This is a genomic window from Polaromonas sp. JS666, from assembly GCF_000013865.1.
Classification (GTDB): Bacteria; Pseudomonadota; Gammaproteobacteria; order Burkholderiales; family Burkholderiaceae_C; genus Polaromonas.
Window position 1 is genome coordinate 1,976,190 of the sequence record NC_007948.1, and the last position, 24,224, is coordinate 2,000,413.

Below are 24,224 nucleotides of genomic sequence, written 5' to 3' on the forward strand. Positions count from 1 at the left end.
CAAGCCACCGTCACTTGCGGCCCCGGACCCGGGGGGGGGGCGCACATTCCTTTTCACGATAAACGAGCTCGTCCGTCCGGGAGCAGGCGTGTTTCAACCGCTCTGTAGGGTTAATTACAATTCAAAAAATAGAAGAATTTTCATTAAAACAACAAGTGGAAATGTTTGTATGGCGAGAAATCCGTCGGGATGGGAAGCACTGGCTCGGGCGCAGAACGCAATCGAAAATGCCGGGACGGTTGAGGAGCTTCGTGTTGCGCAGGCGGTGCTGCTGCCATTGCAGTGTGGGTTGACTCTGGAGCAGACGGGGCAGGCGGTAGGCCGGACAGCCGCTTGGGTGGCGCGGCAGCGGCATTTGTTCATTGCAGACAAGCCGATCAAGATGCCTGCTGAGCAACGATTACCCCGTGGTGGGCGTCGAAATCAGATCCTCCCCGAGGGCGAGGAAGATGCTTTCATGATTCAGGTTTGTGACGTCTACATTGATCGGCATCGACGTTGGAGGTCTGACGAGATGCGTCGAACTGTTAAATACGACGACGTCTTTCAACCCATGCGTTTTTATGTCCTGGAGGCACTGCAGGCTCGGGTGGGGAGGCCGGTGTCGATGAGCAGCGTTTACAACCTGATGAATCGCACCGGAATGCGCAAATTTGGAAAAAAGGCGCCATATCACTGGGAAAGATTCTGCAATAAATTGATTTAGAAACGCGGGCCTATTCTTAGACTTTCCAATTTCCTTTCGGGTGACGGCAGGGGTCGTGACCAAAAACTACGAAAGGAATTTATGAGCCTGTTTTCTGTGCGATTTAACTCCGTGGCTGACCAGGGGCGGATGGAGGATGCTTCATATCCGGTTGCCGGCAAAAGCGATGCCGTACTGTCGGCTTGTTCGCTGGACAGACTTCTGTTCAGCGCCAAGATCGACTACATCACGATCCACACCCCCGGAAAGTGCAAGTTGCCCGCATTGTCTGGCACGGCCATCTGGCCGCGCAAACACCACGGCAAACTTTTGACAGTCCACGACGCCAGTGCCTCGGATATTCAGGCGCTCATCGCTGTCGTCGGTCCCGCACGCATCAAGGAGCTGGAGATCGCCGTCGATTTGCGGCCAGCAAACCCTGTCCCGTCCGATGAGCGTGAATCGCTGCTTCGGTCCGTGATGGTGAATATTTTTGCGCGTCAACTGGAGCCCAGTGGGGGTGAAGGCATGAGCGAGGACTTCCGAGCCTTCTACCGTAGGCTGGAAGACGGCTACCTGGTTCGCCCATTCAATCATGGGTTGCCGTGGGCAACCGACCAGCAACTGCACGGCGGACGGCACGCTCCTGTCCAGGTCAAAGGCTACTGGAAACGCCGCGATCAGCGGCGCCCGCTGCCGCCTGAAAAACAGGTGGCCCGGGTTGAGGTCCGTTTGGGGAGTGAAGGTTTGTTCACGCACAACCTTGTCACATTGGCCGACCTTAAGGATTTTCGCTTCCGCAAGAAGCTCTTGCCTTACTTCCGGCATGTGCAGGGCACCCGGCGTTTAGTGCGTAGGGCGGACAGGCCCAACATGGAAATGCGCAAGCTGTTGGCCGCCAGGCAGCATGAGATCGATCAAGTGCATTGGCAACGGGTCGGCGCCGGCGCCTTCACGCGGGGTGGCAAGCGCGAGGGGGAAAGGGTGAGTTTCGTCCGCAATAAGCCAGTCAACAACCGCATAGGCCAGGCGCTCACACGGCTGGAGCAACAGTTCCAAAAAACCAAATTCGTGCGTTCCGACGCAGGTTCACTCTCGGGAGAGCCAAGCCTGGCGCGGCTTGTCGTCTCCCCTGAAGGCTGTCGTATGACTAACCAAGTAAGTCACCAGTGACTATCCGGTAGTCCCAACCCCAGGCTGGTCTCTGGCAGACCAGTCCTTCCATATCAGTTTTGTATTTCGCTGCCTCGCTGCATACGAGGCGGTGGGGCTGTGTTCGTTCAATTGAAGCAGCTCGTCGCCCTCCGGGTCGACTTTATGCCCCCATCAGCCAGCAGGGGTCAGTGCTGGTCTGTACTAACTGGAGAAAAAATGTTTGATGAAGTTAATGCCATGCCCATGAATGAAGTTGATTCTTTGATTTCCCCTGTATCTGCCATGGAGGTTGAAGATTCAGTCGCGCCAACCGCAGCCACCATGAAGGAATCTTTGCATGATGCTGGTCATGCCTTTCTTGCGCGGGCTGAGAAAACCGACGAAAGCGACCATGCCGATACTGGCTCCGACGCCACTGTTGATCCCGCCATCGGAGGCGATGCCGGTGCTGATCCAGTTTTTGACATCAAGGATGACCGGCCCATCGTCCACTATAGAACGGGCTACATCCGGAAGGCGCTCGCGGACGCCGAAAGGCACCTGGCTCAAACAGGCAGTTACTTCCAGCGTAGTGGCGCAATCGTGGCAGTTCGGACAGATCCTGCAACAGGGGAGACCGGGGTGCATGATCTCTCCCAGCCCGCATTAGCGCACGCTCTTAATGGGGTGGCCTCCTGGAGGCGGTTCAACCAGGCGAAGGGCACCTGGACGATGGACGATGCCCCGGACCGGATCTGCAACCTCCTGCTCAAGACGGGCGTCTACGGGCATCTGCCCGTATTGGCCGGCCTGGTGCGTCAGCCCTACCTGCGCCCGGACGGTTCCATCTGCGTTGCGTCAGGCCACGACCCGGCTACAGGCTTGTACGGGGTGTTCGAGCCCACGAAGTTCAGTGTTCCCGATCATCCGACCCGTGAACAGGCCGAGCAGGCCGTGGCGCTGCTGGCGGAGCTGGTGAACGAGTTCGCCTTTGCTTCGGAACACGATCGAAGCGCAGCCTTGGCTGCCATGCTGACGGCCGCGGTGCGACCGAGTCTGAGGCTGGCGCCGATGTTTCATGTCCGGGCGCCGCAGATCTCAGCGGGGAAGAGCTTTTTGTGCGCACTGGTCACTGCCTTTGCGACGTCCAGCCCGGGGCAGCCGGTCGGGTTTCCCGTGAGCGACGAAGAATGCACCAAGCTGCTGCTTGCGGAACTGGTGCGCGCGCCCGCGGTCATTGAGTTTGATAACCTGACCTCCGATCTCAAACCATTCAAATCTCTTTGCACCGCCTTGACCAGTGAACGCATGCAGGGCCGGGTTCTTGGCAAGTCGCGGATGTTGGGAGTGAGCACCCGGGTGTTGCTGCTAAGCAGCGGGAACAATGTTGGCCCGACAGCCGACATGACGCGCCGCTGCATCACGATCAACCTTGATCCGGGCTGCGAAACGCCGGCCACACGCTCGTTTCGACGGCCCAATCTGGTCGCCGATGTGATCAAGGACCGTGAGCGCTACGTTAGCGCGGCGCTCACCGTTGTACGGGCGTGGGTCGACGCTGGGCGGCCGATGTCAGCTTGTCAGTCGATAGCGAGCTTTGGTGAATGGTCAGACTTGTGCCGCCAGCCACTGCTTTGGCTCGGGCGTCCCGATCCGGCACATGCTGTCTTTGAGGGTATGGCCAATGATCCTGACCGGGAGCTGCTCGGGCGCGTCTTGGCTGGCTGGCATGCACACTTCGGCAGTAAACCAATGCTTGTGCGTGAAGTCGTGACTCGAACGTCCGCCGGTGGACTTGGATCGGGCCTGGAGGATTTTTACGAGTCGCTACTTGATATTGCTGGAGAACGCGAGCGGGTCAATACACGCAAGCTCGGCAAGTGGATCACCCGTAACGCCGGGCGGATCGTGGATGGGCTTCGGTTGGTAAGGGCTCCCAAGACGCGAAACGCCGAGAACTGGCTTGTCGAGTCGGTTAAGTCGGTTGTGTCGGTCCCTTCCGTGGCTAAGGCACCGAGCGAGGATCCGCATGACCATTCGGCTGAAGCCTCAGCCTCCTGTGAACTGTCCAGCCTAGGCTAGCATGGCCTACCCTACGCTGGCATGGTCCAGGGTAGGGTAGGGCAGCGCAGCATGGCGCAGCACATCACAGCACAGCACAGCACAGCACAGCACAGCACAGCACAGCACAGCACAGCACAGCACAGCATGGGCCAAGGTAGGGTAGCAGCGGCGGACGCATTCCGGGGAAACCTGGAGGCACACAGAGCCCGAAGTGCCGAGTCGGTTATGTCGGTTATGTCGATTGCGTCGGTGTCGGCTGATGCTCTTTTGCCTACTGACGAGGGAACGGTCGGAATCTGCTCCTCTCCTCGTCTTATGGCACGCCCGGCTATGCTTGCGCTTATGAACGCAAATCAGTCGGGACCAACGAACCAAAAGCCGACGGGGCCGCCAGACCTTGAAAGAACGGTCCGGCGATCCGTAGAGCTTGAGCAGGCGGTGTGGGCCATCTTGCGGCCGGAGTCTTACCAGGTCTTCGATGATTCCGACCGAATAGCGGCGAGCTTCAATGCGTGCGAGGTCGCCATCCAGCACGGCCAGGCCCTTAGGGCGCTGATGTCGGAAGGCTTTCACACCACGGCGGCATCGGTGATGCGGCTTCAATTTGAAGTGCTTGTTCGGGCGATGTGGCTGCTCTACGCCGCCGATGAGGTCGAAATCGCCAAGATTCACGCACCTCTTACCCAGGAAGCTGAGCACGCCGCGAGCAAGTTGCCCATGGTCAGCGCGATGATCAAGGCGTTGGACGGGAGGGCACCGCCCCCGGCTTTTCAGATGGTCGATCAGTTCAAGACCACGATGCTGGGGGCGTTGAACTCGTTCGTGCATGGCGGCATCCATCCCCTGAAGCGGCATCAAACTGGGTATCCAGAGCAGATCATGGATCAAATCCTCCGCAGCTCGAATGGCCTCTTCACGATGACCGCCATGATGCTGGCCATCCTGTCGGGCGATGAATCCGTCAGCCGACCCATGCGGACGATCCAGCCCGCTTTCGCCGACTGCTTGCCCGACCTTTTACGGCATTAGGCTCGTCCCCTCTTCTGCGGGCCGATGCGGATATCAAAGTGACTGCCGCAATTAGATACGGGGGTATCAATTGATGAAGGCGATGCAGATACTGTCAGCATCAATCAACTTTCAGTTCCTACAGCCGCGCGATCCGCTGTTGATTCAGGTGACCGATGGACCACCGGCTGTTGTCGCCGAGGCACGATCGGTCTGCGCAGCAGCTGACGATGCAGTCAGCGCCGAAAGTACGAGGGCGTGAATGACGTTGTGCATCTATGGTCAATGCTGAGGTAACTGGCGCCCGGAGGTAAATGGAGCCGCGAAGCGGCGCAACGCCATTTGGCGTCCGCGTTGACTGAGCTTTTAGACCTCAATGCCAGCCTCCACGTATCGCGCAAGGTGCTGCTGAAAAAGCTTACTCGTTGGATCGCTCCAGCTCGTCGGCATGCACCTCTGGAAACCTCTAGAGCAAAGTTTTAAGTCCTCGTCACGAGTAATTTCGACAATCAACAACGATGCCCGGAGGAAGTCTTCTAGCTTCTTCAGATTTTCCTGCGTAATAGGAAGCTCAGACGCTGGGAGGCGAAGCAGCTTTTCAACGATGACGATAACTGGGACCGCGTGATCGTCGACGGTGTCATCGGTTGCCCCATTTGCCACCTTGCGTGAAACAAGACGCCGGTGCCCGTTTTCACGGGTCAGCGGCTCGGAGAACTTCCGCACCAAATGATTCAGCACGACCTTACAGTCGTTTGTCGAACATATCTCTCCGTGGATTGTGTGAGCCTGAACGCTGGAGAGGATTTGCACGCAGATTCCGCGGATGGTTAGAGGCATACGGAGTGTTTATGAGGGTTGACGTCGAAAATCACCGGGCGGAGGATTGGAATTTCAGTAGTCACCGCGGTCGAGTCCCTGATTGTATTTCCACATGGTCTGCAACAACAACATCTAGTCAATCAGCCACCTTACAGCTACTGGTGTGCGGGGCGCAACAGTTCGACCTTGATGAAAGCCGTCATTGTGGCCACAATTGGCGCAAGGAATACACATATGAGCACCAGCACTGACACCTATGTTCGCGCCCGCATTGACAGCGCCAGTAAAGTGCGCGCTGCTGAAGCACTGGGAAAGATGGGATTGACTATCTCCGACGCGATTCGCTTGCTACTGCACCGCGTGGTCGAGGATGGCCGGCTGCCCTTTGACCCCGTTCCCAACGAAGTCACTCGGGCCGCCATGCTGGAGGCACGCCATGCCAAGGGGCCTGGATTTAAAACTGTTGCCGACCTGATGGCGGATTTACGTTCAGACGAGTAGGCCCGACAGGGCGGCTGAGCCTGAATGAGCACCGCGGAAAATGTCGATCTATTCAGCAAGCGGTGGAGTCATCGTTACCAGTGCATTCGCAGCGCAAGGCGCCAGAAACACGTTCACCCTATTTCCTTTTTGACAGTGCCTCCAGCCAATACTGCATTAAGTCTGCTTGATTCGCTTTTGGTCAGCCACACGCAATTCTCTGGGAAGAAGCCCTTGGACTTATCAAGTCTGGTGAAAGCCATGCCTGGCTCGGGGGGCTGACCGACATCTTTAAAGAATGTTTGAAAGTCTCGCCAAGGCTCGAAAAGACCCACGCCAGGGATGTAATCCTTTGCTTTTTGATTCAGCACTCCATGAACGATACGGCTCCAGGCTTTGTACGCAGGGGTCTTGACCAGGCTTTCCCCTTTTTTTGCCGGAGTCTTCACGTCGATGCGGCCGAACCGGAGTCTAGCTTTTGCTGCGTGAAGACTGATGCCGCGGCTCTTAGAGATCTGTATGACAGCTGCCTCAACGCTGGGGAACTGTTGTCCATCGATCGTCACAGGCTTACGGTTAGACCCGCCACTCACACCGCCGGCTGAAATGTTGTACCCGGCTGGGACGAGGGTGCCGTAAGCGTTGATCCAGTGGCGCTCCTTCTGTTCAAGATCCACCTTTGTCGTGCCGCTGTCAATCTGAACCATGGTGAATGCGTTCGATCCGTGCTCACGAATCGCAGCGTGAAGGGAGTCAGCACCCCTGACGTGGCCAGCTCGTGCTTGCTGTAGGTGATAAGTCCATCGGCGCTCCAGCGTCTGTATTGTTAGACCCACATACCGCTTGCCGCTTGCAACATGCGTCACTAGATAAATCAAGCCAGCTGCGTAGCCCGGATTTGGTATCCGTTCAAACGCCTCTTCTGGCGCCATACCACTGCGAATCCAGCGGCCGATCGTCGTTGGATTTGCAGTCGGCAGCAGCACCCTGCAAGCCAACTCAATGTTCGGGTAACTTACTCCGTACACTGTCAGCGCTGTGGGGGTTTCTCGGTCTCCGCGCACGTAGCCTTCCGCAAAGATCTTTTCATCGCTCATCCCTGCTTCACGTCTTTTTAGCGCACGCCAGTAGTCAATGCCTAGTTCTCTGCAACGCTGTTTGAAACTACCGCTGGCCTTCGTCTTCTTCGCACATGCCGGACATTTGGTTCCCCGAAGATGATTACTTGGCGCTTGAAAAAATTCTCCATGAACAGGACAGAGGATTTTTCCTTTCGTGCGCGCTGTCAGATATTTGAACTCGCTATAGTCATAGGCATTGCCGTGAACCTGTTGTGCATCCAGGATGAATTGGTTCGTCAAGTCCTTCTCTGACGTGAGCTGCCCATGGCTTCTCCGGCTACCCGACAGCTTTAGTGACTTGCACTTGGGGCAACCGACATGACCACGACTGTGATTGCGAGGCTCTTGTAGAAAATACAGGTCATGTACCTTGCATTTGATGCGAACCTTCTCGCCAGCAGCAGGCAACTCGTCAATGCTTCCATAGCCAAAGCGATTTCCAAAATGGACTTCAGCACGCGCGATGAAATCTGCTTTAGTGAGTTTTTGCCTATCGAAGTAGCATTTGCTGCATCCGACTCCCCTGAAGTGGTGCTCGGGGGTGACCTCAAAAACGCCATGGCGGGAGCAGACAACCTTGACTTTGCTCCACATGCCCGCATAACTCACCAGTTCATAGCCGTAGCGCTGGCCATGCACATTTCTAAATGCGGAGAGCACTGATTCGGCTGTTTTTCGCTTGGGCATGGGTGAATTTTGTGCCGCAGTTCTGGAAGATGCAAGATGCGTTGCCGCAGATCAACTCCAGGTCAGTCACTACTGAATTACCACTTATTGAATCAGCGCAGCTCGGTCAGTCAGACTGCCACCGCACATCCAAGACTTGCTACCTATCATGAAACTTAACAGTCGCAATTCGCTGACCATTGAACTCACTGAAGGAAGCTCTCATGAATATCACCACACCTGCCATTAATAACCACATGCTGATCAGCCTGATTTCGGAGCGCCAGATCGCATTGGGAAAATCAGATGCCGAACTCTCTACCGCACTGGGATTCGAGCGAAGCACTATCCTGACGATGACGAAATCTGGGGCCATCAAATTTCCATTGAACAAGATCCCGGCATTGGCCGAAGCGCTGGAGCTGGATGCGTCTGATCTGTTAGTGACGGCAATGAAAGAATCTGCACCCGATCTGCTGGAGTTGATTGAACAGGTCTGGGGCCACGCACTTTGACACCTGAAGAGGGACGCCTCATCCAGGCGTGCCGCAAGCTGGCCTCCGGGCGCAAGGTGGCCCCCATGGTGTTTAGTGAAGCCGTCATTGCTGTGGTCACGGTCTAACCAGACACCACCCAATGCATCGGGCCAGGCAGTCTCATCCCCTGAACTGGACGAAACGGCTGACCTTGCACCCCTTATCTGGAAAAACGATTGAGCATGGCCCTTGGTGGCGCTTTTTTCCAGGCGATGACGAAGAGTGCTTATAGGTCGGGGGCTCGCAGGACCTCACGGCCATGCCTGATTCTGACCGAGACACCTACAAGCCTTCCATGACCATGCCATGCTCTGCTACCGCCGGCGTGTCTCAGTCCAGACGGCTGCCATATCTTGCGGACTGGTGGCATCGTGCCAGCCTTCATGCCACACCTGAAAATGAAGTTCGGTCAGTGGAATGATCGCAGTGGTTGCGAACCAGTGCGCAGGGTCTGCCCCCTTTTTCTTGCCTACATTTTCCAGTATTCGTCGTGTTGCCCGTGGTGTACCGGCGACGGTGCAAGCGTCCTTCCAATTCAGCAAGCGCGGGTCGGTCGCAGAAAGGCCAAATCGAATACATCCGAAGCGTTCGGCCTGTTGCTTAAACGTCAGAGAAACCGTAGCCCCGGCATTATTTTGCAACATCTTAGTCGCGGTGGGCTCCCATTGCTGGTTTGCCGAGAACCACAACATCGGCAGTTCCCCAGCGGCACCAGCGTTGCTTCCTCTAAGGCCCCCAGATTCCACTATGGCGGGCAAGTGTGCCCACGGCGCATAGTGCCAAAACATACTCATCATGCTCCCTCATCCATCGCAATTAGGCCGCGTATGGTACCTGGTTTGATCGAGCCACCCGCATGGGCTCCCTGAGTTGTCCCCGCCGCCTGTGGCCTACGCTGTTGATAACTTTTGGGATAAGTCCCCAAAGCATCGCCAGTACTGGGTTGGCGGGCAGTGCTTATTAATTGGGCAATGAGTCCGAGCGATTAACGTCGTAACCTGGGTAGCATCCACGCGCCATTGCGGACCGTCGAATTCGGGGGCAGCCGCTGTAAAGTCGTACACAGCTAGGGCCCATACTCCGTCAAGTTCCATTCCAATTGACCAGCCTAAACCATAGCTATGCCAGGTCAACTCGGTATCGCTTGAGTAACCGAAAAGCGAAAGCGGTCTGTCGGCAGCCCCCTCAAATGGGGGATGTTCAAACCACAACGGTTGGTCGAGAATCGCTCCAATTGTGGAGCAAGCCATTTCTTGCCAGTTGCCGGGTTTGTCGCTATTTTTAATGGAGCAAACAATCCAAGTGAGGCAGGCCTAAATGCCAGTTTTTTTAGGTCAAGTTGCTACGTTATACCGCAGCACCTTGCGGTATACATTACGTAGGGTCTCAATATCCCAGCTTCCACCAACAACATAAGGAGAGAGAAGTGACCAAAGCTATCGTTGTGTTTTCTGGCGGCCCAGACTCCCTTGCGGCAGCTCTCTGGGCGAAATCAAAAAAGTACGACCCGTGGCTGCTGACTTTCCAGTTTAAGCAGAGGGAACAAGGCGGTGAAATGTTTGCTTCTATGCTCCTAGCGAAGACGCTTGGCTTCCCCCAAGAAATCATCGATTTCAAGTCGCCAATGCATTCATTTGAACCAACCGTTCATGTGCTCATGCACGCCGGGACGACAACAACCGCTGACCGTGCCCAACACCACCGCATGGAGTTCGGTGCCGGTATGGTCATGGCGACTGCATGTACGTTCGCGGTTTACCACCAAATCGATGATGTCGTTTGGGGAGCAACCAAAGATGATGTCTTTGGAGGACGGTTTGAGTACAGCCAGGAGTTCGCTGACGCTTTTGCAAATCTCGTTTCCTGTACAACTGGTAGGCCGTTTCGCATCCATGTGCCTTTTGCTTCAAAGAGCAAACACCAAGTCTTGGCTGAGTTTTCAGGGAAAGAAGACCTGTTTGCAATGTCGTGGTCCTGTAAAGTCGGCTCAAGTATCCAGTGCGGCACTTGCACGGCATGTGTCGCACGTCGGGTTGCGGCTCAAGCCTCGGGCGTCAAAGACGCCACTAGCTACCACGAACAGAATTACAAGAGCCCGCTATCCGAGGCGCAGATTGCATCACTGGATACGCTGTCCGATGAAGATCGAGCGCATATCTTCCAAAGCGAGAAGGCTCCAGTTGATTGAGACCCAACCCTGCGTTCCAGCCGACCCGCTACAGCCAGCTTCGCTGGCTTACGCGGTCGGCTGAGCTTGAACGTTATACGGCTGGTGCGTTCCTCACGTGAAACGACCTGCCCAACGCGGACTGCCTGATCAGCCCGGCGCATTCGCCAGGCAGTTCGTGCTGGATCGACTCGCGGGCTTTGAGAAGGACATGGGCATCTGTCTTACCCCTGCGCCGTCGAAAACGAGGGCCGGGCCAACCCATGCTTACTTCCCGGCTCTAGCTGCGTGCTGCGGGACGCTCGAGTATTTGTCGGCCCTGTATCGCGGACGGATCAATGGCGTGGGTTGGCCCGACGTGGCGAGATGGGCAGTGCGTTACCTTCCCCAACCGGACTATGGAGAAGACGCAGTCCGGGTTCTCGTTGATGCCTTCCGCAATGCGGTGGCGCATCGAGGAATAGCGACTGGCGTGTGGGTCGATCGCAACCCCGGGCCGGATCATGGACGCCGGCTGACGTGGAAGGTGTTAGCGGATAGCCGTCGCCCTTCCGTTCGTATCGTTTCTGAGGAGGGTAAATTGCAAAGCGATCCGCCTTGGCCCTGCGCGTACACACATAGAGTGCATATCCATCTGAAGTCTATGTCGGTGGACATCCGTGAGGGCGCCGTTCAGTACGCTGAAGATCTGCTTCGCGAGACTCAACTCTCGGACAGGTTCTACGGATGTATGCGCCAGCTATATCCCCAATGAGCCAAATGAAGGGACCGTGTAACATGTCAGTCAACGCGGACGCCCAGGGGCGTTCGGTCGTCGCGCGGCCTACCTTGAGTGGGCGCCGGTTACTTTTACGTTAGATTCCCAGGGAGACTCCTGTGACTCGTCAAAAACAACCTGATCCGGCTAGCAGCATTCTCGACGGCGCTATTCGGACACTCAAGCACTTAGGTGCGCCGGTAAAAGACTATCTTCTAGCGCAGGTTGGGCTCTCAGCGCATGATCTGCGCATCTTCGTGTCGGGTGCCCACGTTCTCAAGCTGGGCCGTCAAATCTCGCATAACCCCGAGATTCCTTTTGATTATGAATGGTCACGGAAAATGACGCCCCAACCTATTCAGATACTCAACGCTTCGAGCACGTCTCCCGCGCTCTTGGCGTGCCACCTACTAGTTGACTGGCTTGACGCAGGGAAAGACTTCGCTGCGCTGGTCAACTCACCCGGAGGAAATACGCACGGTCTCATTTGGGAAGAGGACTTCCTTTTGCCTGGCATCGAGAACGGAAAGCCGTCGCATGAAGTGCCGGTGCTCACGAAGGGGCATGTACAGACTCTTCGCTTTGCGTCCTCCCAGTACATTTACGACAAAGAGGTGCATGTTTGGGCAAATCACGAAGGCGCATACCGCGGCGAGCTGATCGTGGGAACTGTGCCCGAGCCGTTGTCAGCCCGAGCCAGAAGAGTCCTGTCTGGGTCCGTCGAGAACGCTCGCATCCAACTTCTTGTCATCCTTGACAACGAGGAGGTCTTGCCATTCCTATGGAACAACCAAAGCATGCGCTTTGTGCCGGGATTTAACTCACTTGGCATTACGACGCGTGAGCCATAGGGAATCTAACCAGCCCATGCAGCGGACAGTCGAAAGCGGCGCTTTGCTTGCTTTCTCCTGCCGCTGATGGGCAACGTTGAGGCTGTATTTTTAGTCCCGCCAGGGCGTTGATCTGGCGCGCGACTTGCATGTCCTGATGCACCCAAGCTCAGGACATCGCCATGGCCCGCTACAGACCGGTTGACCGCTCGCCCAGGTTCATCCCCGTTGTGCTGGATGCGCAAATCCAGCCCGGCAGCTTTGAGTACGCACTGGACTACCTGGTCGATCACGAGCTTGATCTGTCTGCCCTGCACGTGCGTTACAGTAACGACGCCACCGGCGCGCCCGCTTATGACCCGGCAGTCCTCCTCAAGATAGTCCTGCTGGCCTACAGCCGGGGCCTCGTCTCCAGCCGCAGCATCGAGCGCGCCTGCCGCGAGAATGTCCTCTTCATGGCCCTGTCGGGAGACAGCGCACCCCAGTTCACCACCATCGCCAGATTCATCCGCGAGTTGGCCCCCCAGATTCAGGCCCTGTTCACCCAGGTGCTGCTCACCTGCGAGGCCCAGGGCCTGATTGGCCGGCAGATGTTCGCCATCGACGGCGTCAAACTTTCCAGCAACGCCAGCAAAGAGCGCAGCGGCAGCTTTGCCGAATTGGCCCACCAGGCTGACCGCATGGAGCGTGCAGTAAAGAAGATGATTGCAGCCCATCAAAACCGTGACAGCACCAGCGTTGACGAAGACGATGTGGGGATAAATACCCAGCGCATGACCTGCCTGCAAACCGAAGCTGCCCGCATCCGCGACTTCCTGGTGCGCCACACCGAGCGCAAAAGCGGCAAAGGCGCTATCCGCAAAAGCAACGTCACCGACAACGACAGCGCCAAGATGGCCACGGCCAAAGGCGTGATCCAGGGCTACACGGCAGTTGCGGCCGTAGACAGCACCCACCAGGTCATCGTGGCGGCCCAGGCCCACGGCTCAGGCTCCGAGCAAAGCACACTGCTGCCCACCGTAGCGCAAACCGATGCGGTGCGCAGCCCCAACACCCTGATCACGGCAGATGCGGGCTATCACAGCGAAGCCAATCTCAAAGCCCTGGATGACCAGGGCATACCGGCCCTGGTGGCCGATGGCCTGATGCGCAGGCGCGATGAGCGTTTCAAAAACCAGGGCAAGTACAAGGGGCTGCCTGATCCGCTTTACGACAAGGGCGAGTCCACCCACTGTGCAAACTGATGCGCCTGCGCCTCCTCTTCGTTCTCGCCCTTGCCGTGCCGGCCGGTTGCGCGATCCAGCCGCCCGCCGTTATTCCAACTGCGCAAATCGAAGTCACATTTTCACCGGAGGCGGGCTCAGAAAAGCTGGTTCTAAAGGTCATTGGCAGCGCACGTCAGTCCATACGTTTGGCTGGTTATTCATTCACCTCTCCGGTGGTGGTCCGTGGCTTGATTGAGGCGAAGCGTCGAGGCGTTGACGTGAGGGTTCTGGTTGACGATAGAGGCAACCGGAGCCAGGCCAGCATCGCCGCGCTTAACCTGCTCCTTGGCGCAGAAATACCAACTCGGGTGATCTCGACCTATGCGATTCACCACGATAAGTACATCGTCGTCGATGGCAGGCATACGCAGACGGGCTCATTTAATTACAGCCAGGCGGCGGCAAAGTCCAACTCCGAAAACGTCTTGACAGTTTGGGACAACCCCAGCGTCGCCAGCCTATATCTTGCTCATTGGGAAAGCAGATGGGCTCAAGGTATTCTGATTGACCGGAAATACTAGCTCCAACGGGTGATGAATTAATGGAATTCTGGGCCTGCCAAGCTACCATGGGAACTGCCGCCGGTTAGCGCTCGACCCAACGGGGTAGGTCGGCGCTAAACCCGTGAATGGCCGAAATGCAGCGTATGCTGCCGATCATCGGTGTCGGCTTACCGGCAACCCCATTAAATTTCAGCCAACTTGTTGCATCGATCGGTTGAATCCGCCACCCAAAGCGGACATTTGCAGCTAGGCGGGTGGGAGCCGCAGTGTCGCTAGTCAATCCAGCCCGTGGAACATCACCCGCTAATATGACAAGCCGTATAAAGCCTGGCAGCACGGAAGAACAGGACCCCAGGTCTTCGCGCAATCGACCTCGCGATATCCAGCTGCGAATCACGGCATGACACCAATATGAGACGAAAGGGATGGATTTATGTCTGATGAAGAAGGGCGGAAGGCGCCTGGCAAGCTGAACATTGTGGGCCTGTTCGAGGCCGAGGCTGCTTCCTTGTTGCATGCTGTCGAACGCGGACGTCTACTCCATAAGACCAGGAACATCAGGGACTCGGGTGCCCTCCTGGAGAGCCGGTTCTGTGAGATCATCGGCAGCAGACTCCCGCCACAAACGCAGCTTGCCCACGGCTACCTGTTCGACGTGGACTCGACCTGCACGCCCCAGATCGATGCAATGCTACTAAGCGCCGCCGACAACCATCCCATGATGGCAGGGGAAGGTGGTGCTATCTATGCTCCTTTCACGAGCTGCAAAGCCTACGTGGAAATCAAGTCAGCCGTCGGTGATGCCGCGAAGCAATTGGGGCAAACCGCAAAGATTGCCGAACGGATCAAGGAGATGAGAACTTCACTTCTGAGTCGGCAGCCCGACTCATTCAGGTTTGAGCGCATTGCTTCAGTGCTGTTATTCGTGCAATCCGAAGGCGCGAAAGCGGCTGACTTCATCAATTGGTACAAGGAATCGCGCTGGCCCCCGACTTTGGTTGTCTTCCTTGACAAGGCACTGGTCATTGCGCAACGCCCAGCCTTGTACAATTTCGTGAAAATGTACAACGAGGAGACACTCACCTTTGAAGAGTCGCTTTCTGGCACGGATGCATGGCTTTATCGGCCCGCAGGTGATGACCCGACTGAGGCGAGAGGGCGCGTTCTTCTATGGCTCTACTATTTCCTGCTCTATTGCGCGACGGAACGTGAGGTCAAAAAAGCGTCGGAAGATGGAAACAACGACCACGGCCAAGCTAGGGCTGAGATTCCTCCGGTCAAGGCATTCATAATCGCTGCAAGTCGGCAGTTCCCCTTAGTTCCTGTTCAGGAGCTGCAAAAGGTAACGGATTTTGGGGGCTCGTGAACGCCGGCTGATGCTACTGGACGACCGGGGTTACCAACTAGACAGCCGGGCGTTTGCCCCTCCCTTTTCTCGGCAATAGGACGATGTCTGCCTCTGGCCGGGTGCGGGTGCCGCAATCATCTCAATCGGCGCCACATTGCCGACACCCAACCTACCGATGTCAACGTCGGGCATGGAGCGAGCAGCTTGGATAACCCTATGTCGTCAGTCAGTCTTTGGCAGAAGATCTCTTTTGAACGATGCGCTCACCCGCCAGCTTGCCGAGGCGACCGGCCAGACCGTAACAGGGCGGGTGCCAAGGGCCGCGTGAGTAAGATCGTTAGCCATCCCGCAGGGTAGACTCAGACAACCTCGACGGTTCAAAATGCCCGGGCTCTTTAACCCCTTTCTGATCAATCCTTGATGCGGAAGTTTAGCGAAAACATGCCCGAACACCCGAACAGCGAAGCCCTTGCTCGTCGTGTTGTGCGACGAAACCACGGAGAGGATGGCGCGGCTTCGGAGATAGCCCCCTCGGAGGGGTCACCGACCCGCTCCGAGCGCTACCCCGTCCAACTGATGAGCTGGGCGACCTCCCCCTACTTCGGGGCGCAGGAGAATGAAGACATGGTTCGGTGCATCCTAGGGGCCAGCAAGCCAGCTCGACGTATGAACTGGGATGCCGAGATCGGCAACTGGCGGGTTGAAATAAAACTCAGTACGGACAGGACGCGTCCCAAATGGAGCGGCCTCCTCAGGAAGGGAAAACTTCCCTGGCATCACATCGTGCTTGTTTGGCGCCGCCCGGTTCCAGCGCCGAACAAAGACCATCCGTTGGACGCTCGTTTCATTTTCATCGTCCTTCGGCGTCAGACGGTCGTCGCGCTGGTAGGGCACCAGACGAATAACAACAAGAATGGCGGCCAGTTCAACATCCCGGCCTACATCCTTCGGGGCGGCATGCCCAGGTTCGGCTGCAGGCCGCCTGGGCGAGAAGTCCCGTACTTGCGAGCAGGGAGGCGCAGCCTGCAGGAGTTGGAGGCGTTCGGCGCTGACCTCGCAGCCACCCCGCCTAAGCCGCCGCTGATGCGTCGTCCGCGCCCCCACCTGTGACGCTGCATCAGCGGCGTTCGACCGCAGATGGCCTCACCACAGTCCAAGAGCCATGGCCGCATGACTCAGCTCCCACGCGAGATCTCATCGAGTTAGGGAGAAATGGCCTGGAACACAAGCAGCGAAGGAGCAAGTCTCGCCCAACTAGGACGAACCACGTCTTCGTCGAAGGGGGCCAGCCCCAGGGCCTTGGCCTGCTGGTGGTCTGAGCTGAAATAGGTGTACTTGCCCATCAACCAAGGACTAGTGGACTGTAACGATTGAATCGAAAGTGCTCTACACAGGGAAAAGTTCACCACTTTCTTCCGTTACAGGTCACTAGAAGGTCTGGCTGCCAAGTAGGCTGAAGTAGGCTGGCCAACAGGGCGGCTTCTTCTTTTGGGGCGGCCATCCTCGAGTGATGAATCGCTTGTTCCACAAGGCTCTTGGCCCGAGCAGCACCCCAGCCAGCGCGATGTGCGCTCGTGAGTACAAGCCGGAGGGTGCTCACAACAATGATGTTGGGAACCGCTGCTGCCGCTCGGCGTCTCGCCCTGCGCTCATCAATGACAACGCAGGCACCGCGGCCAGCCACGGCCAGTGCGGCGCTCTCGCCGTCGTCTAGCCGTGTGCCGAGCGGAGGAGAGACGTAGCTCAAATAGACCTCGTACTCGTCGTCTGTCATCCGGACCACCTCAAGTAGGTCGCGCGATATCAAATCGGCCAGCACCGGCTCCGCGAGTAAGCCGGGAACAGGGTGCCGGCAGACTTCGCGTAACGTTCGCTGCTCGATGAGGCACTTGTGTCCAAGAGCATCGAAAATCGCAACTGGCTCCTTGGTGCCGAGCAAGTTGATGATGACGCTGGCGTCCAGGACCGGCTGGCCGCTCGGCAGATAGTCACTCAGCAAGTTCAAGCACCATCTCCCCATCCCCCTGGTGCTCCTCGAGCGCCTGGCGCACATCGACGAGGTTCAGCTCTAGCATGGAAGCAATTTGCTGCTCGGAAAGGAGTTCGCGCTCGTGGGCAATACTTGCGAGCATAAGTGCCCGAGGCGTAAATGGCCGTCCTTCCTCGATAACGCTCATCTCCTCTGCGACTCGTCGGCGGTGCTCAAGGCCGACCTTCTGCGTGCGAAGCGACTCGAAAGTTCCTAGAGGCAGCATTTCCAAGGTTTCCATGCGTCGCGTTATTGCCTCAATGGAAACGCCAAAAAAGACGGCCAGCATTAACAGCTGCCTGACCGAGAACTCCCCTGACATCTCCTTGAGTTCCTTCGCTTTGCGCCGCAACGCGGCAGCTGGCGTCAGGAAGGCAATGCCCAGGAGGTCGCAGAACCGCTCAGTGCGGTCGGAGGACGGCTGCCCGTCGAAATGAACGGAGATGCCCGTGGTGCGGGTGACAATATGGCCAGCCTCGTGGACGCCAGTTACACGCCGCCTGGGTAAAGGATGCAGTGAGTTCAACAAGACGAAGCCGCCGACCTTCGCGTCAAATGCTACTGCGCCGGAAATCCTTGAGGGTAGAGGGCGCTCGAACACACGAAGGCCCATTTCAAACTCCATCAATGCCCAGAGATTCTGGATGGGGCCCATCCCGATGCCAAAGCGAGAGCGCAAGTTGAGTGCGGCATCCTCTGCGTGCCGTTCAAGTGAACCCGTCTTTGGAACATCTACGGTTGGCAGGTCAACGTTGCGAGGGGCCTGGCCCAGCAATGCCTCAATCTGGAGGGTGGAGTTAGCCAGGCGGTTAAGCATGTTGGCCACTAGAACTTCGTCGTCAGCTTGTTTGGCCGTGGGAGAGCTGCGGAAGTGGACTCCAAGCTCAATGTGGGCTTCCCTCTCGTTGAGGAGCTCGCTCTCCGAGATGTCGTATAGCTCGGAAAACTGCCGAAGCTCTTGGCTCGATACAGGTCGTTTGCCAGCTTCAATTGCGACTAGCGTGGTGCGGGCTAAGTCGAGCTTCGTTGCGGCAACCTCCTGCGTAAGCCTGTGTATCGTGCGGGCATGCCGCAGCTTTGCTCCGAGGGTGTCGGCGCGGATGTTGAGTTCGGTAGCCATGTCAGTTCCTGGCGAGGTCCGCGACCCACGACTGTGGGCCGCATTCATCGAGAAATTGTGACCACTCAGTCTGGTGTTGTTTAAGGAATTTCTCCAACTGTGTTCTCACTTCTTGTATAGGCTCGCCTAGCGCACGAGACAGGCTGGCAGCCTCTGTGGCCACGCGAGTGTTCTGCGGGCTGTTTGCCAGGTCTGCCATACGCTGCATGGCGCGAATGCTGTTGAAAGCTACGTCGTGGTTCGACTTGTGGATGCGCGGCACGATACCTCGGAACGACCCTTCAAAGGTGGTCGCAGTTAAGTCGTCAGCACGATAGTCAGTGGTGTCTTCGATGCCTGTCCACTTCAGGGCAACACGTCGTAAAAGGCAGTTACCACACACGCCGCAGTGCATGCTCCTCTTGTCTTGACTAGAGTGGCGGGCATCGTAAGAGCACGAGCGATGGCCAGCCAGCCATGCCTCACTGGCTGACTTTTGAGAGGCCAGTTGAGCAAGCACTTGGCCTTTCGTCTGAAAGAGTGCAGGGTGCTCGAATCGTACCGTGACGTTGGTCAGCGCATTGACGAGCCTGGTCAGCCGAGAAGTGAAGCCGGGGTGGCAGCTGCGGTGTGGGGCTTCGTCACCCAGAGGCACCAGTGAGCCGCCGAGGCTACCTTGACCGTTTTCCGGGATGACTACCTTCGCAGGCTGAGCCAAGGATGCGCCGTACCCAGCCAACATGTCGTAAATGAAGGGCCTGGACCTGAAGCTCGGTTCGGTGCGATGAGGCTCATTGAAAAAGACGGCTACCTGGACGGCCTGCATGTCTTTGTCACGCGCTCGCCCCAAGTTTTTCCAGTTCGTCAGTCGGTGGGCGGCTTGAACATTGATCAGAATGAGTTCAGTCGTGGAAGAATCTCTCTGAACCTGATTGGCCAGTGCGAAGGAGTCCAGGCCGTTGCTGTACGGCATGAAGACTCGTTCCTGCGCCGGCAGGTCCACAAGGTGTGCTTGCCCAGAGTTGCCGGGGCGTTCCTTACGCTGCTTGAATTCAAAGTGCCACTGGTCGCCGGTCAAGTACCGAAGGGCGTCGGTGAGGCTGCCCATGACCTCTGCCGACTGCCACTTGCAGAGGTCATAGACGGGGACCTCGACGTTCAAGTTCCGGGCCCAGCCTTTGCTGTGCTGGCGGTTGCAGGCTCGGTCGGCCATGCGAACTCCGCTTAGGACAGCAGCGAGGTCATCTTGCAACGGGTCGCCTTCGACGAAGCAGTACCGTTGGATGTGCTCTGCCTTAATACGGACATGGTCTCCGAGCTTCAGTTTGATGGAATTGTTGGCGCGGCGCGGTGCCCTGTGCTCGTAAAGCAGCACCGAGCAGCTAGCCGCGGGTGAATGGGATTCCTGCAGTTGGGTGTTCATGGCTCAGAAGTTAGTTGGTAAGGCCATGTCGAGCGCCTGCTCGACGGACTTGCGTCGCTGGCGCGGCTTCGGTGCAGGGGGCTCCGATAAGTTGCAGCTCGGAAGCTCAGCGCGCATGCGTCGCCGTACTTCCCTTGCTTGATATTCTGGATGTTCTGCCTCGATTCGCGCAGCAACATGCTCGAAGCAGTCCTCGGCGTGGGTCTCAAGAGCGGAGTGGATGACCTGCTTATAGAGGTTGAGACTGGGCTCGGCGTTCAAGATTACCGCTCGAGCAATTTCACAGACTCGCTGTGCAGAATGGTCAGGGCTAGTGTTCTCCAGTTTCACCAGGCTCCTTTCCAGTCTTTCCTGGCCAAACATGTCGAACTCCTTGGCGGTGAGGAGAGCCCTCAGTTCCTGCTCCCATGCGGTGTCCCACCAAGCTGCGCCCGAGGCCCAGACAGCCCGCGTAATGGCATCTCTAAGGGTTCCATCCCAGCCGGGGGAGCAAGCCGCTTTCACGGCGGCTCGCCAGAGACTGGTTTGCGGTAGCGAGTGGTGAAGGTCATCGCGCATAAATGCACTCCTTACGTCGTTGGACGCAAGTTTAGTAGCATTTTCGACATTGTCAAATTTTAATAAACAAATCAATGACATTGTCAATATGCCTGCGAACGGACCAGGTCATCAGCGTGCTGGGAGGCGTCCTCGGCTGGCATTTCGGCGTTGAGAGAGGAGTTGGCTTTGGCGACTGGCAGGCGAATCCGTCGTCTCGTCATCGACTTCGTCGTCATAGGCGCACCATGCCTCGCCATCGTCAGCCTCCCTGCGCAGTGGAATGCCAGACTGGTAGAGGCTGATCTCGTACACCTGCTTCTTGACATCGTGGTCGGGGGGCGGGGCGTCGCTTAGGTACCAAGGTCTCACTGCAGGTAGTTGAGTTACGGTCTTGATTCCTGGCCTGAATCGTGACTCTAGTACCGCCGGAGTGCAGCCGTCTTTCAACATTTACAGGCTCGCTTATGTGACCGGGACGATGGCACCAGAAGCCCCAAACGCAAATTTAATGCTGGCTTTGGAAGGTCAAATTGGCGAAGTGCGTTTTAACGCTATTTTTTGGCAAAAAAGGCGCAAGCGGAGCGCGTTTGTGCGCAAATTCAGGGGTGGTTGCGTATTTCAGCCCATCGTGGACGGCGTTTCAGGCTGATGGTGGACGGCATTTCAGCATGATCGTGGACGGTGTTTCAGACTGATCGTGGACGCTGTTTCAGCGTGATCGTGGACGATTGGGGGGCGCGCAGGTGATTTTTTGAACCGGCATAGGCTTATCGTTTTTTTGCGATGGAAGCCGATGCCCACAAACAGAATCACTATGCGCCGAATCAGAGAGACATTGCGCCTGCACCTGCAGGCAGGGCTGAGCTACAACGAGGTCGGCCGAGCGCTGAAGATTTCCAAGAGCGCGGCGGGCAAGTACGTGTCGCTGGCCCGCGTTGCCGGGGTGGACTGGGCGCTCGCTCAGACCCTCACCGACGAGCAACTGGAAGCCAGGCTGTATCGTCCGGCGCTGCCGCGCTCGAGCCACCAGTTGGCCCCCGACTTTGCGCTGGTGCACCAAGAGCTCAAGCGTGCCGGCGTCACCCTGCAGCTGCTGTGGGAGGAGTACGCCCGGGGCAACGCGCTGGCCTACAAGTACACAAGCTTTTGCGTCAAGTACCGGTTGTTCGCGCAGAGCTTGAAGCTCTCGATGCGCCAGGTCCACATTGGCGGCGAGAAGCTGTTCGTCGATTACGCCGGACAGACCGTGCCGCTGATCAACGCGACCACCGGCGAGATCACCGCCGCGCAGATCTTCGTGGCCACGCTGGGGGCTTCGAACTATACCTACGCCTGTGCCACCGCGCGTCAGACCACCGCTGACTGGATCGGCGCTCAGGTGCGCGCACTCGAGTTCATCGGCGGCGTGGTGCGCCTGATCGTGCCCGACCAGACCCGCGCCTTGATCAAGTACCCCGACCGCTATGACCCCGAGCCCAATCGAACCTACGAGGAGTTTGCCGCCCACTACGGCTGCGCCCTGCTGGCCGCGCGTCCAGGTCATCCCCGTGATAAACCCAAAGTCGAAGGCTCGGTGCTCCTGGTAGAGAGGTGGATTCTGGCGCGCCTGCGCAACCGCCGATTCTTCAGCCTAGGCGAGCTCAACCGCGCCATCGCCGAGCTTCTCATCGATCTGAACCAGCGCCCCTTCAAGAAGCTGCCCGGCTGCAGGAGAAGCGCCTTCGAGGCGCTGGACGCCCCAGCGCTCAAGCCTTTGCCGGCTACCCGCTACGAGGTCAGTCGCTGGAAGAGTGCCAAGGTAAACATCGACTATCACGTCGAGTTCGACGCTCACTACTACAGCGTGCCACACGCCCTGGTGGGCACGACGGTCGAGATGCGCATCACCGACAGCCTGGTGGAGTGCTTTGCGGCCAACCAGCGCGTGGCCTGCCACGCCTTGAGCCACAAGCGTGGCGCCCACACCACGATTGCCGAGCACATGCCGGCGTCCCACCGCGCGCACCTGCAGTGGACGCCCGGCAAGCTGATCGACTGGGGCAAGCGCATCGGCGTGAGCACCGCTGCCGTGGTGACCTGGCAGCTTGAGCACCGCCCGCACCCCGAGCAGGGCTACCGCGCCTGCCTGGGGCTGCAGCGCCTGGCGCGCCAGTACACGCCCGCTCGGCTGGAGGCGGCCTGTACCCGGGCGCTGTCGATCCGCTCACCCACCTACCGCAGCGTGGCCTCGATCCTCAAGAACGGGCTGGACCGCCAGCCCTCGTTGTTCACGCCCGCGACGCCCCCGCTGCCGGTCCACGAGAACGTGCGCGGCCCCGACTACTACCACTGAGCCTTGAACCATCCACCACTGAAAGAGAGAAGACCGATGTTGAATGAACACACCCTCAACCAACTGCGCAGCCTGCGCCTGGACGGCATGGTGCGCGCCATCGAGGAGCAAGCCACCAGCACCGCCGCCACGGCGCTGGGGTTTGATGAGCGGCTGACCCTGTTGGTGCAGCGCGAGGTTGCCTGGCGTGACGACCGGCGCGTCACGCGCCTGCTCAAAGCCGCCAAGCTCAAAGTCAGCACCGCTTGCGTGGAGGACCTCAACTGGCGTGCCAGCCGCGCGCTGGACCGCTCGTTGGTGGCCGCGCTGGCCGGTGGCGACTGGTTGCGCCACGGACAGAATTTGTTGATCACGGGCGCGACCGGTTGCGGCAAGACTTGGCTTGCATGCGCTCTGGCGCATCAGGCAGCAAGATCCGGCTTCTCGGTGCTGTACACCCGCGCTGCGCGTCTGTTTGATGAACTGCAAGTGGCTCATGGCGACGGCAGCTTCGCGCGCCGCCTGACGCAGCTGGCCAAGCTCGATCTGCTGGTCATTGATGACTTTGCAATTTCTCCGATGGGCGCTGCTGAGCGCAACGACCTGCTTGAGGTGCTCGATGACCGCGTGGGAAGCCGCTCAACTTTGATCACGAGCCAGTTGCCGGTGAAGGCCTGGCACACTTACCTGGACGACCCCACACTCGCTGACGCGATCCTTGACCGCGTCGTGCACAGCAGCCACAAGATCGAGCTCAAAGGCAAATCGCTGCGCGACCAAGAGCAAACCCAATGACCCCGAGCACCACCGCCCGGGCGCCGCAGACGACTTATCCACCGCGTCGGCCGGTACGTCGCAAGCGCCGTCCGCCGCCGTGGATAAGTCTGCATCGCGCAGCTCCAACAATCGCTTCGCGACAGAGCGTTTCACACTGATCGTGGACGATTGAGATACATTAAACCCCTCGCTTGCGCGCACCCCCCGCGCGTCCACCATCAGCCTGAAACACCGTCCGCGATCAGCCTGAAACAGGCGTCCACGATCGCTGAAATCCGCAGGTGGTCGCGATTGGTCAATAGCAATGGACCTTGCACCCCCTATGGAGGAATTCGGACTTCGTGGCCCTTGGTTAGAAGTTTTTCCAGGTTTTTTTGATTGGCTCTATAAGCAGGGGCATCTGCTTTAGCCCTTCCTGCAATCAAAAAAGTCGAAGTTTTTCTGAACTTGAATTGGCGTCATGACATTTGCGCGATGCAGCGGGGGATGCCAACGTGGTTTTACCCGTCAGGTGCCCATTTCAGCCGCGGCCCCGAGGGCGCTATGCAGGACCGTAACCTGATCATTGAGGGCGACAATTTCGACGGTCTGCGCCTGCTACGCACCGCTTAAGCTGGCAAAGTGCATGGCCAGCTCGTAAGGGGCATATTTCAGCCATC

General features: G+C 57.8%; 21 protein-coding genes. 14 read left to right on the forward strand and 7 right to left on the reverse strand.

Annotated features, from left to right (window positions below; genetic code table 11):
- The first annotated feature begins 169 nt into the window (after positions 1-169).
- The 4 genes from BPRO_RS09525 to BPRO_RS09540 all read left to right on the forward strand — a co-directional run bounded on the left by BPRO_RS09525 (position 170) and on the right by BPRO_RS09540 (position 4,912).
- Positions 170-706, forward strand: a complete 537-nt coding sequence (locus BPRO_RS09525; RefSeq protein ID WP_041388668.1) for a hypothetical protein — start codon at positions 170-172, stop codon at positions 704-706.
- A gap of 81 nt (positions 707-787) precedes the next feature.
- On the forward strand, positions 788-1,858 hold the full coding sequence (locus BPRO_RS09530; RefSeq protein ID WP_011482848.1) for a hypothetical protein: 1,071 nt from the start codon (positions 788-790) through the stop codon (positions 1,856-1,858).
- A gap of 198 nt (positions 1,859-2,056) precedes the next feature.
- Positions 2,057-3,901, forward strand: coding sequence for a hypothetical protein (locus BPRO_RS09535; protein WP_157045768.1), 1,845 nt, complete (start codon positions 2,057-2,059; stop codon positions 3,899-3,901).
- 324 nt (positions 3,902-4,225) lie between these two features.
- On the forward strand, positions 4,226-4,912 hold the full coding sequence (locus BPRO_RS09540) for a DUF6988 family protein (protein ID WP_198140999.1): 687 nt from the start codon (positions 4,226-4,228) through the stop codon (positions 4,910-4,912).
- A gap of 345 nt (positions 4,913-5,257) precedes the next feature.
- Here BPRO_RS09540 and BPRO_RS09545 read toward each other — a convergent pair whose 3' ends face one another.
- Positions 5,258-5,704, reverse strand: coding sequence for a hypothetical protein (locus tag BPRO_RS09545; RefSeq protein ID WP_232291520.1), 447 nt, complete (start codon positions 5,702-5,704; stop codon positions 5,258-5,260).
- Between the two features lie 243 nt (positions 5,705-5,947).
- Here BPRO_RS09545 and BPRO_RS09550 point away from each other — a divergent pair, with 243 nt between their 5' ends.
- Positions 5,948-6,214: a type II toxin-antitoxin system RelB/DinJ family antitoxin gene (locus BPRO_RS09550; RefSeq protein ID WP_011482852.1), complete on the forward strand. Its 267-nt coding sequence runs from the start codon at positions 5,948-5,950 to the stop codon at positions 6,212-6,214.
- 113 nt (positions 6,215-6,327) lie between these two features.
- Here BPRO_RS09550 and BPRO_RS09555 read toward each other — a convergent pair whose 3' ends face one another.
- Complete coding sequence (locus tag BPRO_RS09555) at positions 6,328-8,001, reverse strand: GIY-YIG nuclease family protein (RefSeq protein ID WP_011482853.1); 1,674 nt, start codon at positions 7,999-8,001, stop codon at positions 6,328-6,330.
- A 203-nt stretch (positions 8,002-8,204) separates the two neighbouring features.
- Here BPRO_RS09555 and BPRO_RS09560 point away from each other — a divergent pair, with 203 nt between their 5' ends.
- Complete coding sequence (locus BPRO_RS09560) at positions 8,205-8,495, forward strand: hypothetical protein (protein WP_011482854.1); 291 nt, start codon at positions 8,205-8,207, stop codon at positions 8,493-8,495.
- 335 nt (positions 8,496-8,830) lie between these two features.
- Here BPRO_RS09560 and BPRO_RS09565 read toward each other — a convergent pair whose 3' ends face one another.
- The gene (locus BPRO_RS09565; RefSeq protein WP_011482855.1) at positions 8,831-9,313 is read right to left on the reverse strand and encodes a hypothetical protein; all 483 of its coding nucleotides are present in this window, start codon (positions 9,311-9,313) and stop codon (positions 8,831-8,833) included.
- Positions 9,314-9,942: 629 nt separating this feature from the next.
- Between BPRO_RS09565 and BPRO_RS09570 the strand changes: the two genes are divergently transcribed.
- The 6 genes from BPRO_RS09570 (at position 9,943) to BPRO_RS29535 (ending at position 16,496) form a co-directional block, all read left to right on the forward strand.
- On the forward strand, positions 9,943-10,704 hold the full coding sequence (locus tag BPRO_RS09570; protein ID WP_041388670.1) for a 7-cyano-7-deazaguanine synthase: 762 nt from the start codon (positions 9,943-9,945) through the stop codon (positions 10,702-10,704).
- Positions 10,705-11,559: 855 nt separating this feature from the next.
- A complete protein-coding gene (locus tag BPRO_RS09580; RefSeq protein WP_011482858.1) occupies positions 11,560-12,291 on the forward strand; it encodes a hypothetical protein in 732 nt (243 codons plus the stop codon).
- A 161-nt stretch (positions 12,292-12,452) separates the two neighbouring features.
- Positions 12,453-13,514: a transposase gene (locus tag BPRO_RS09585; RefSeq protein ID WP_011482859.1), complete on the forward strand. Its 1,062-nt coding sequence runs from the start codon at positions 12,453-12,455 to the stop codon at positions 13,512-13,514.
- A complete protein-coding gene (locus tag BPRO_RS09590) occupies positions 13,514-14,056 on the forward strand; it encodes a phospholipase D family protein (protein ID WP_011482860.1) in 543 nt (180 codons plus the stop codon). The genes BPRO_RS09585 and BPRO_RS09590 overlap by 1 nt, the downstream gene beginning before the upstream one ends.
- Positions 14,057-14,471: 415 nt before the next feature.
- Positions 14,472-15,404: a DUF6602 domain-containing protein gene (locus BPRO_RS09595; RefSeq protein WP_011482861.1), complete on the forward strand. Its 933-nt coding sequence runs from the start codon at positions 14,472-14,474 to the stop codon at positions 15,402-15,404.
- Between the two features lie 648 nt (positions 15,405-16,052).
- Entirely contained in the window at positions 16,053-16,496 is a 444-nt protein-coding gene (locus tag BPRO_RS29535; RefSeq protein ID WP_157045769.1) for a hypothetical protein, read from the forward strand.
- Positions 16,497-16,788: 292 nt separating this feature from the next.
- Here BPRO_RS29535 and BPRO_RS09605 read toward each other — a convergent pair whose 3' ends face one another.
- The 4 genes from BPRO_RS09605 to BPRO_RS09620 are packed head-to-tail and all read right to left on the reverse strand — an operon-like array spanning position 16,789 to position 20,495.
- Positions 16,789-17,391 (reverse strand): type II toxin-antitoxin system VapC family toxin, encoded by a 603-nt coding sequence (locus BPRO_RS09605; protein WP_157045770.1) that lies wholly within the window; start codon positions 17,389-17,391, stop codon positions 16,789-16,791.
- Positions 17,375-18,535, reverse strand: coding sequence for a helix-turn-helix domain-containing protein (locus tag BPRO_RS09610; RefSeq protein ID WP_011482864.1), 1,161 nt, complete (start codon positions 18,533-18,535; stop codon positions 17,375-17,377). Before BPRO_RS09610 ends, BPRO_RS09605 begins: the two co-directional genes overlap by 17 nt.
- 1 nt (position 18,536) lies before the next feature.
- Positions 18,537-19,937, reverse strand: a complete 1,401-nt coding sequence (locus tag BPRO_RS09615; RefSeq protein ID WP_011482865.1) for a hypothetical protein — start codon at positions 19,935-19,937, stop codon at positions 18,537-18,539.
- A 3-nt stretch (positions 19,938-19,940) separates the two neighbouring features.
- On the reverse strand, positions 19,941-20,495 hold the full coding sequence (locus BPRO_RS09620) for a hypothetical protein (protein ID WP_041388677.1): 555 nt from the start codon (positions 20,493-20,495) through the stop codon (positions 19,941-19,943).
- A 775-nt stretch (positions 20,496-21,270) separates the two neighbouring features.
- On the opposite strand from BPRO_RS09620, the gene istA reads away from it, so the two are divergent.
- Both istA and istB read left to right on the forward strand, forming a co-directional pair.
- Positions 21,271-22,809 (forward strand): IS21 family transposase, encoded by a 1,539-nt coding sequence (gene istA, locus BPRO_RS09625; protein WP_011482868.1) that lies wholly within the window; start codon positions 21,271-21,273, stop codon positions 22,807-22,809.
- A gap of 36 nt (positions 22,810-22,845) precedes the next feature.
- On the forward strand, positions 22,846-23,583 hold the full coding sequence (gene istB / locus BPRO_RS09630) for an IS21-like element helper ATPase IstB (protein WP_011482869.1): 738 nt from the start codon (positions 22,846-22,848) through the stop codon (positions 23,581-23,583).
- Positions 23,584-24,224: the final 641 nt, after the last annotated feature.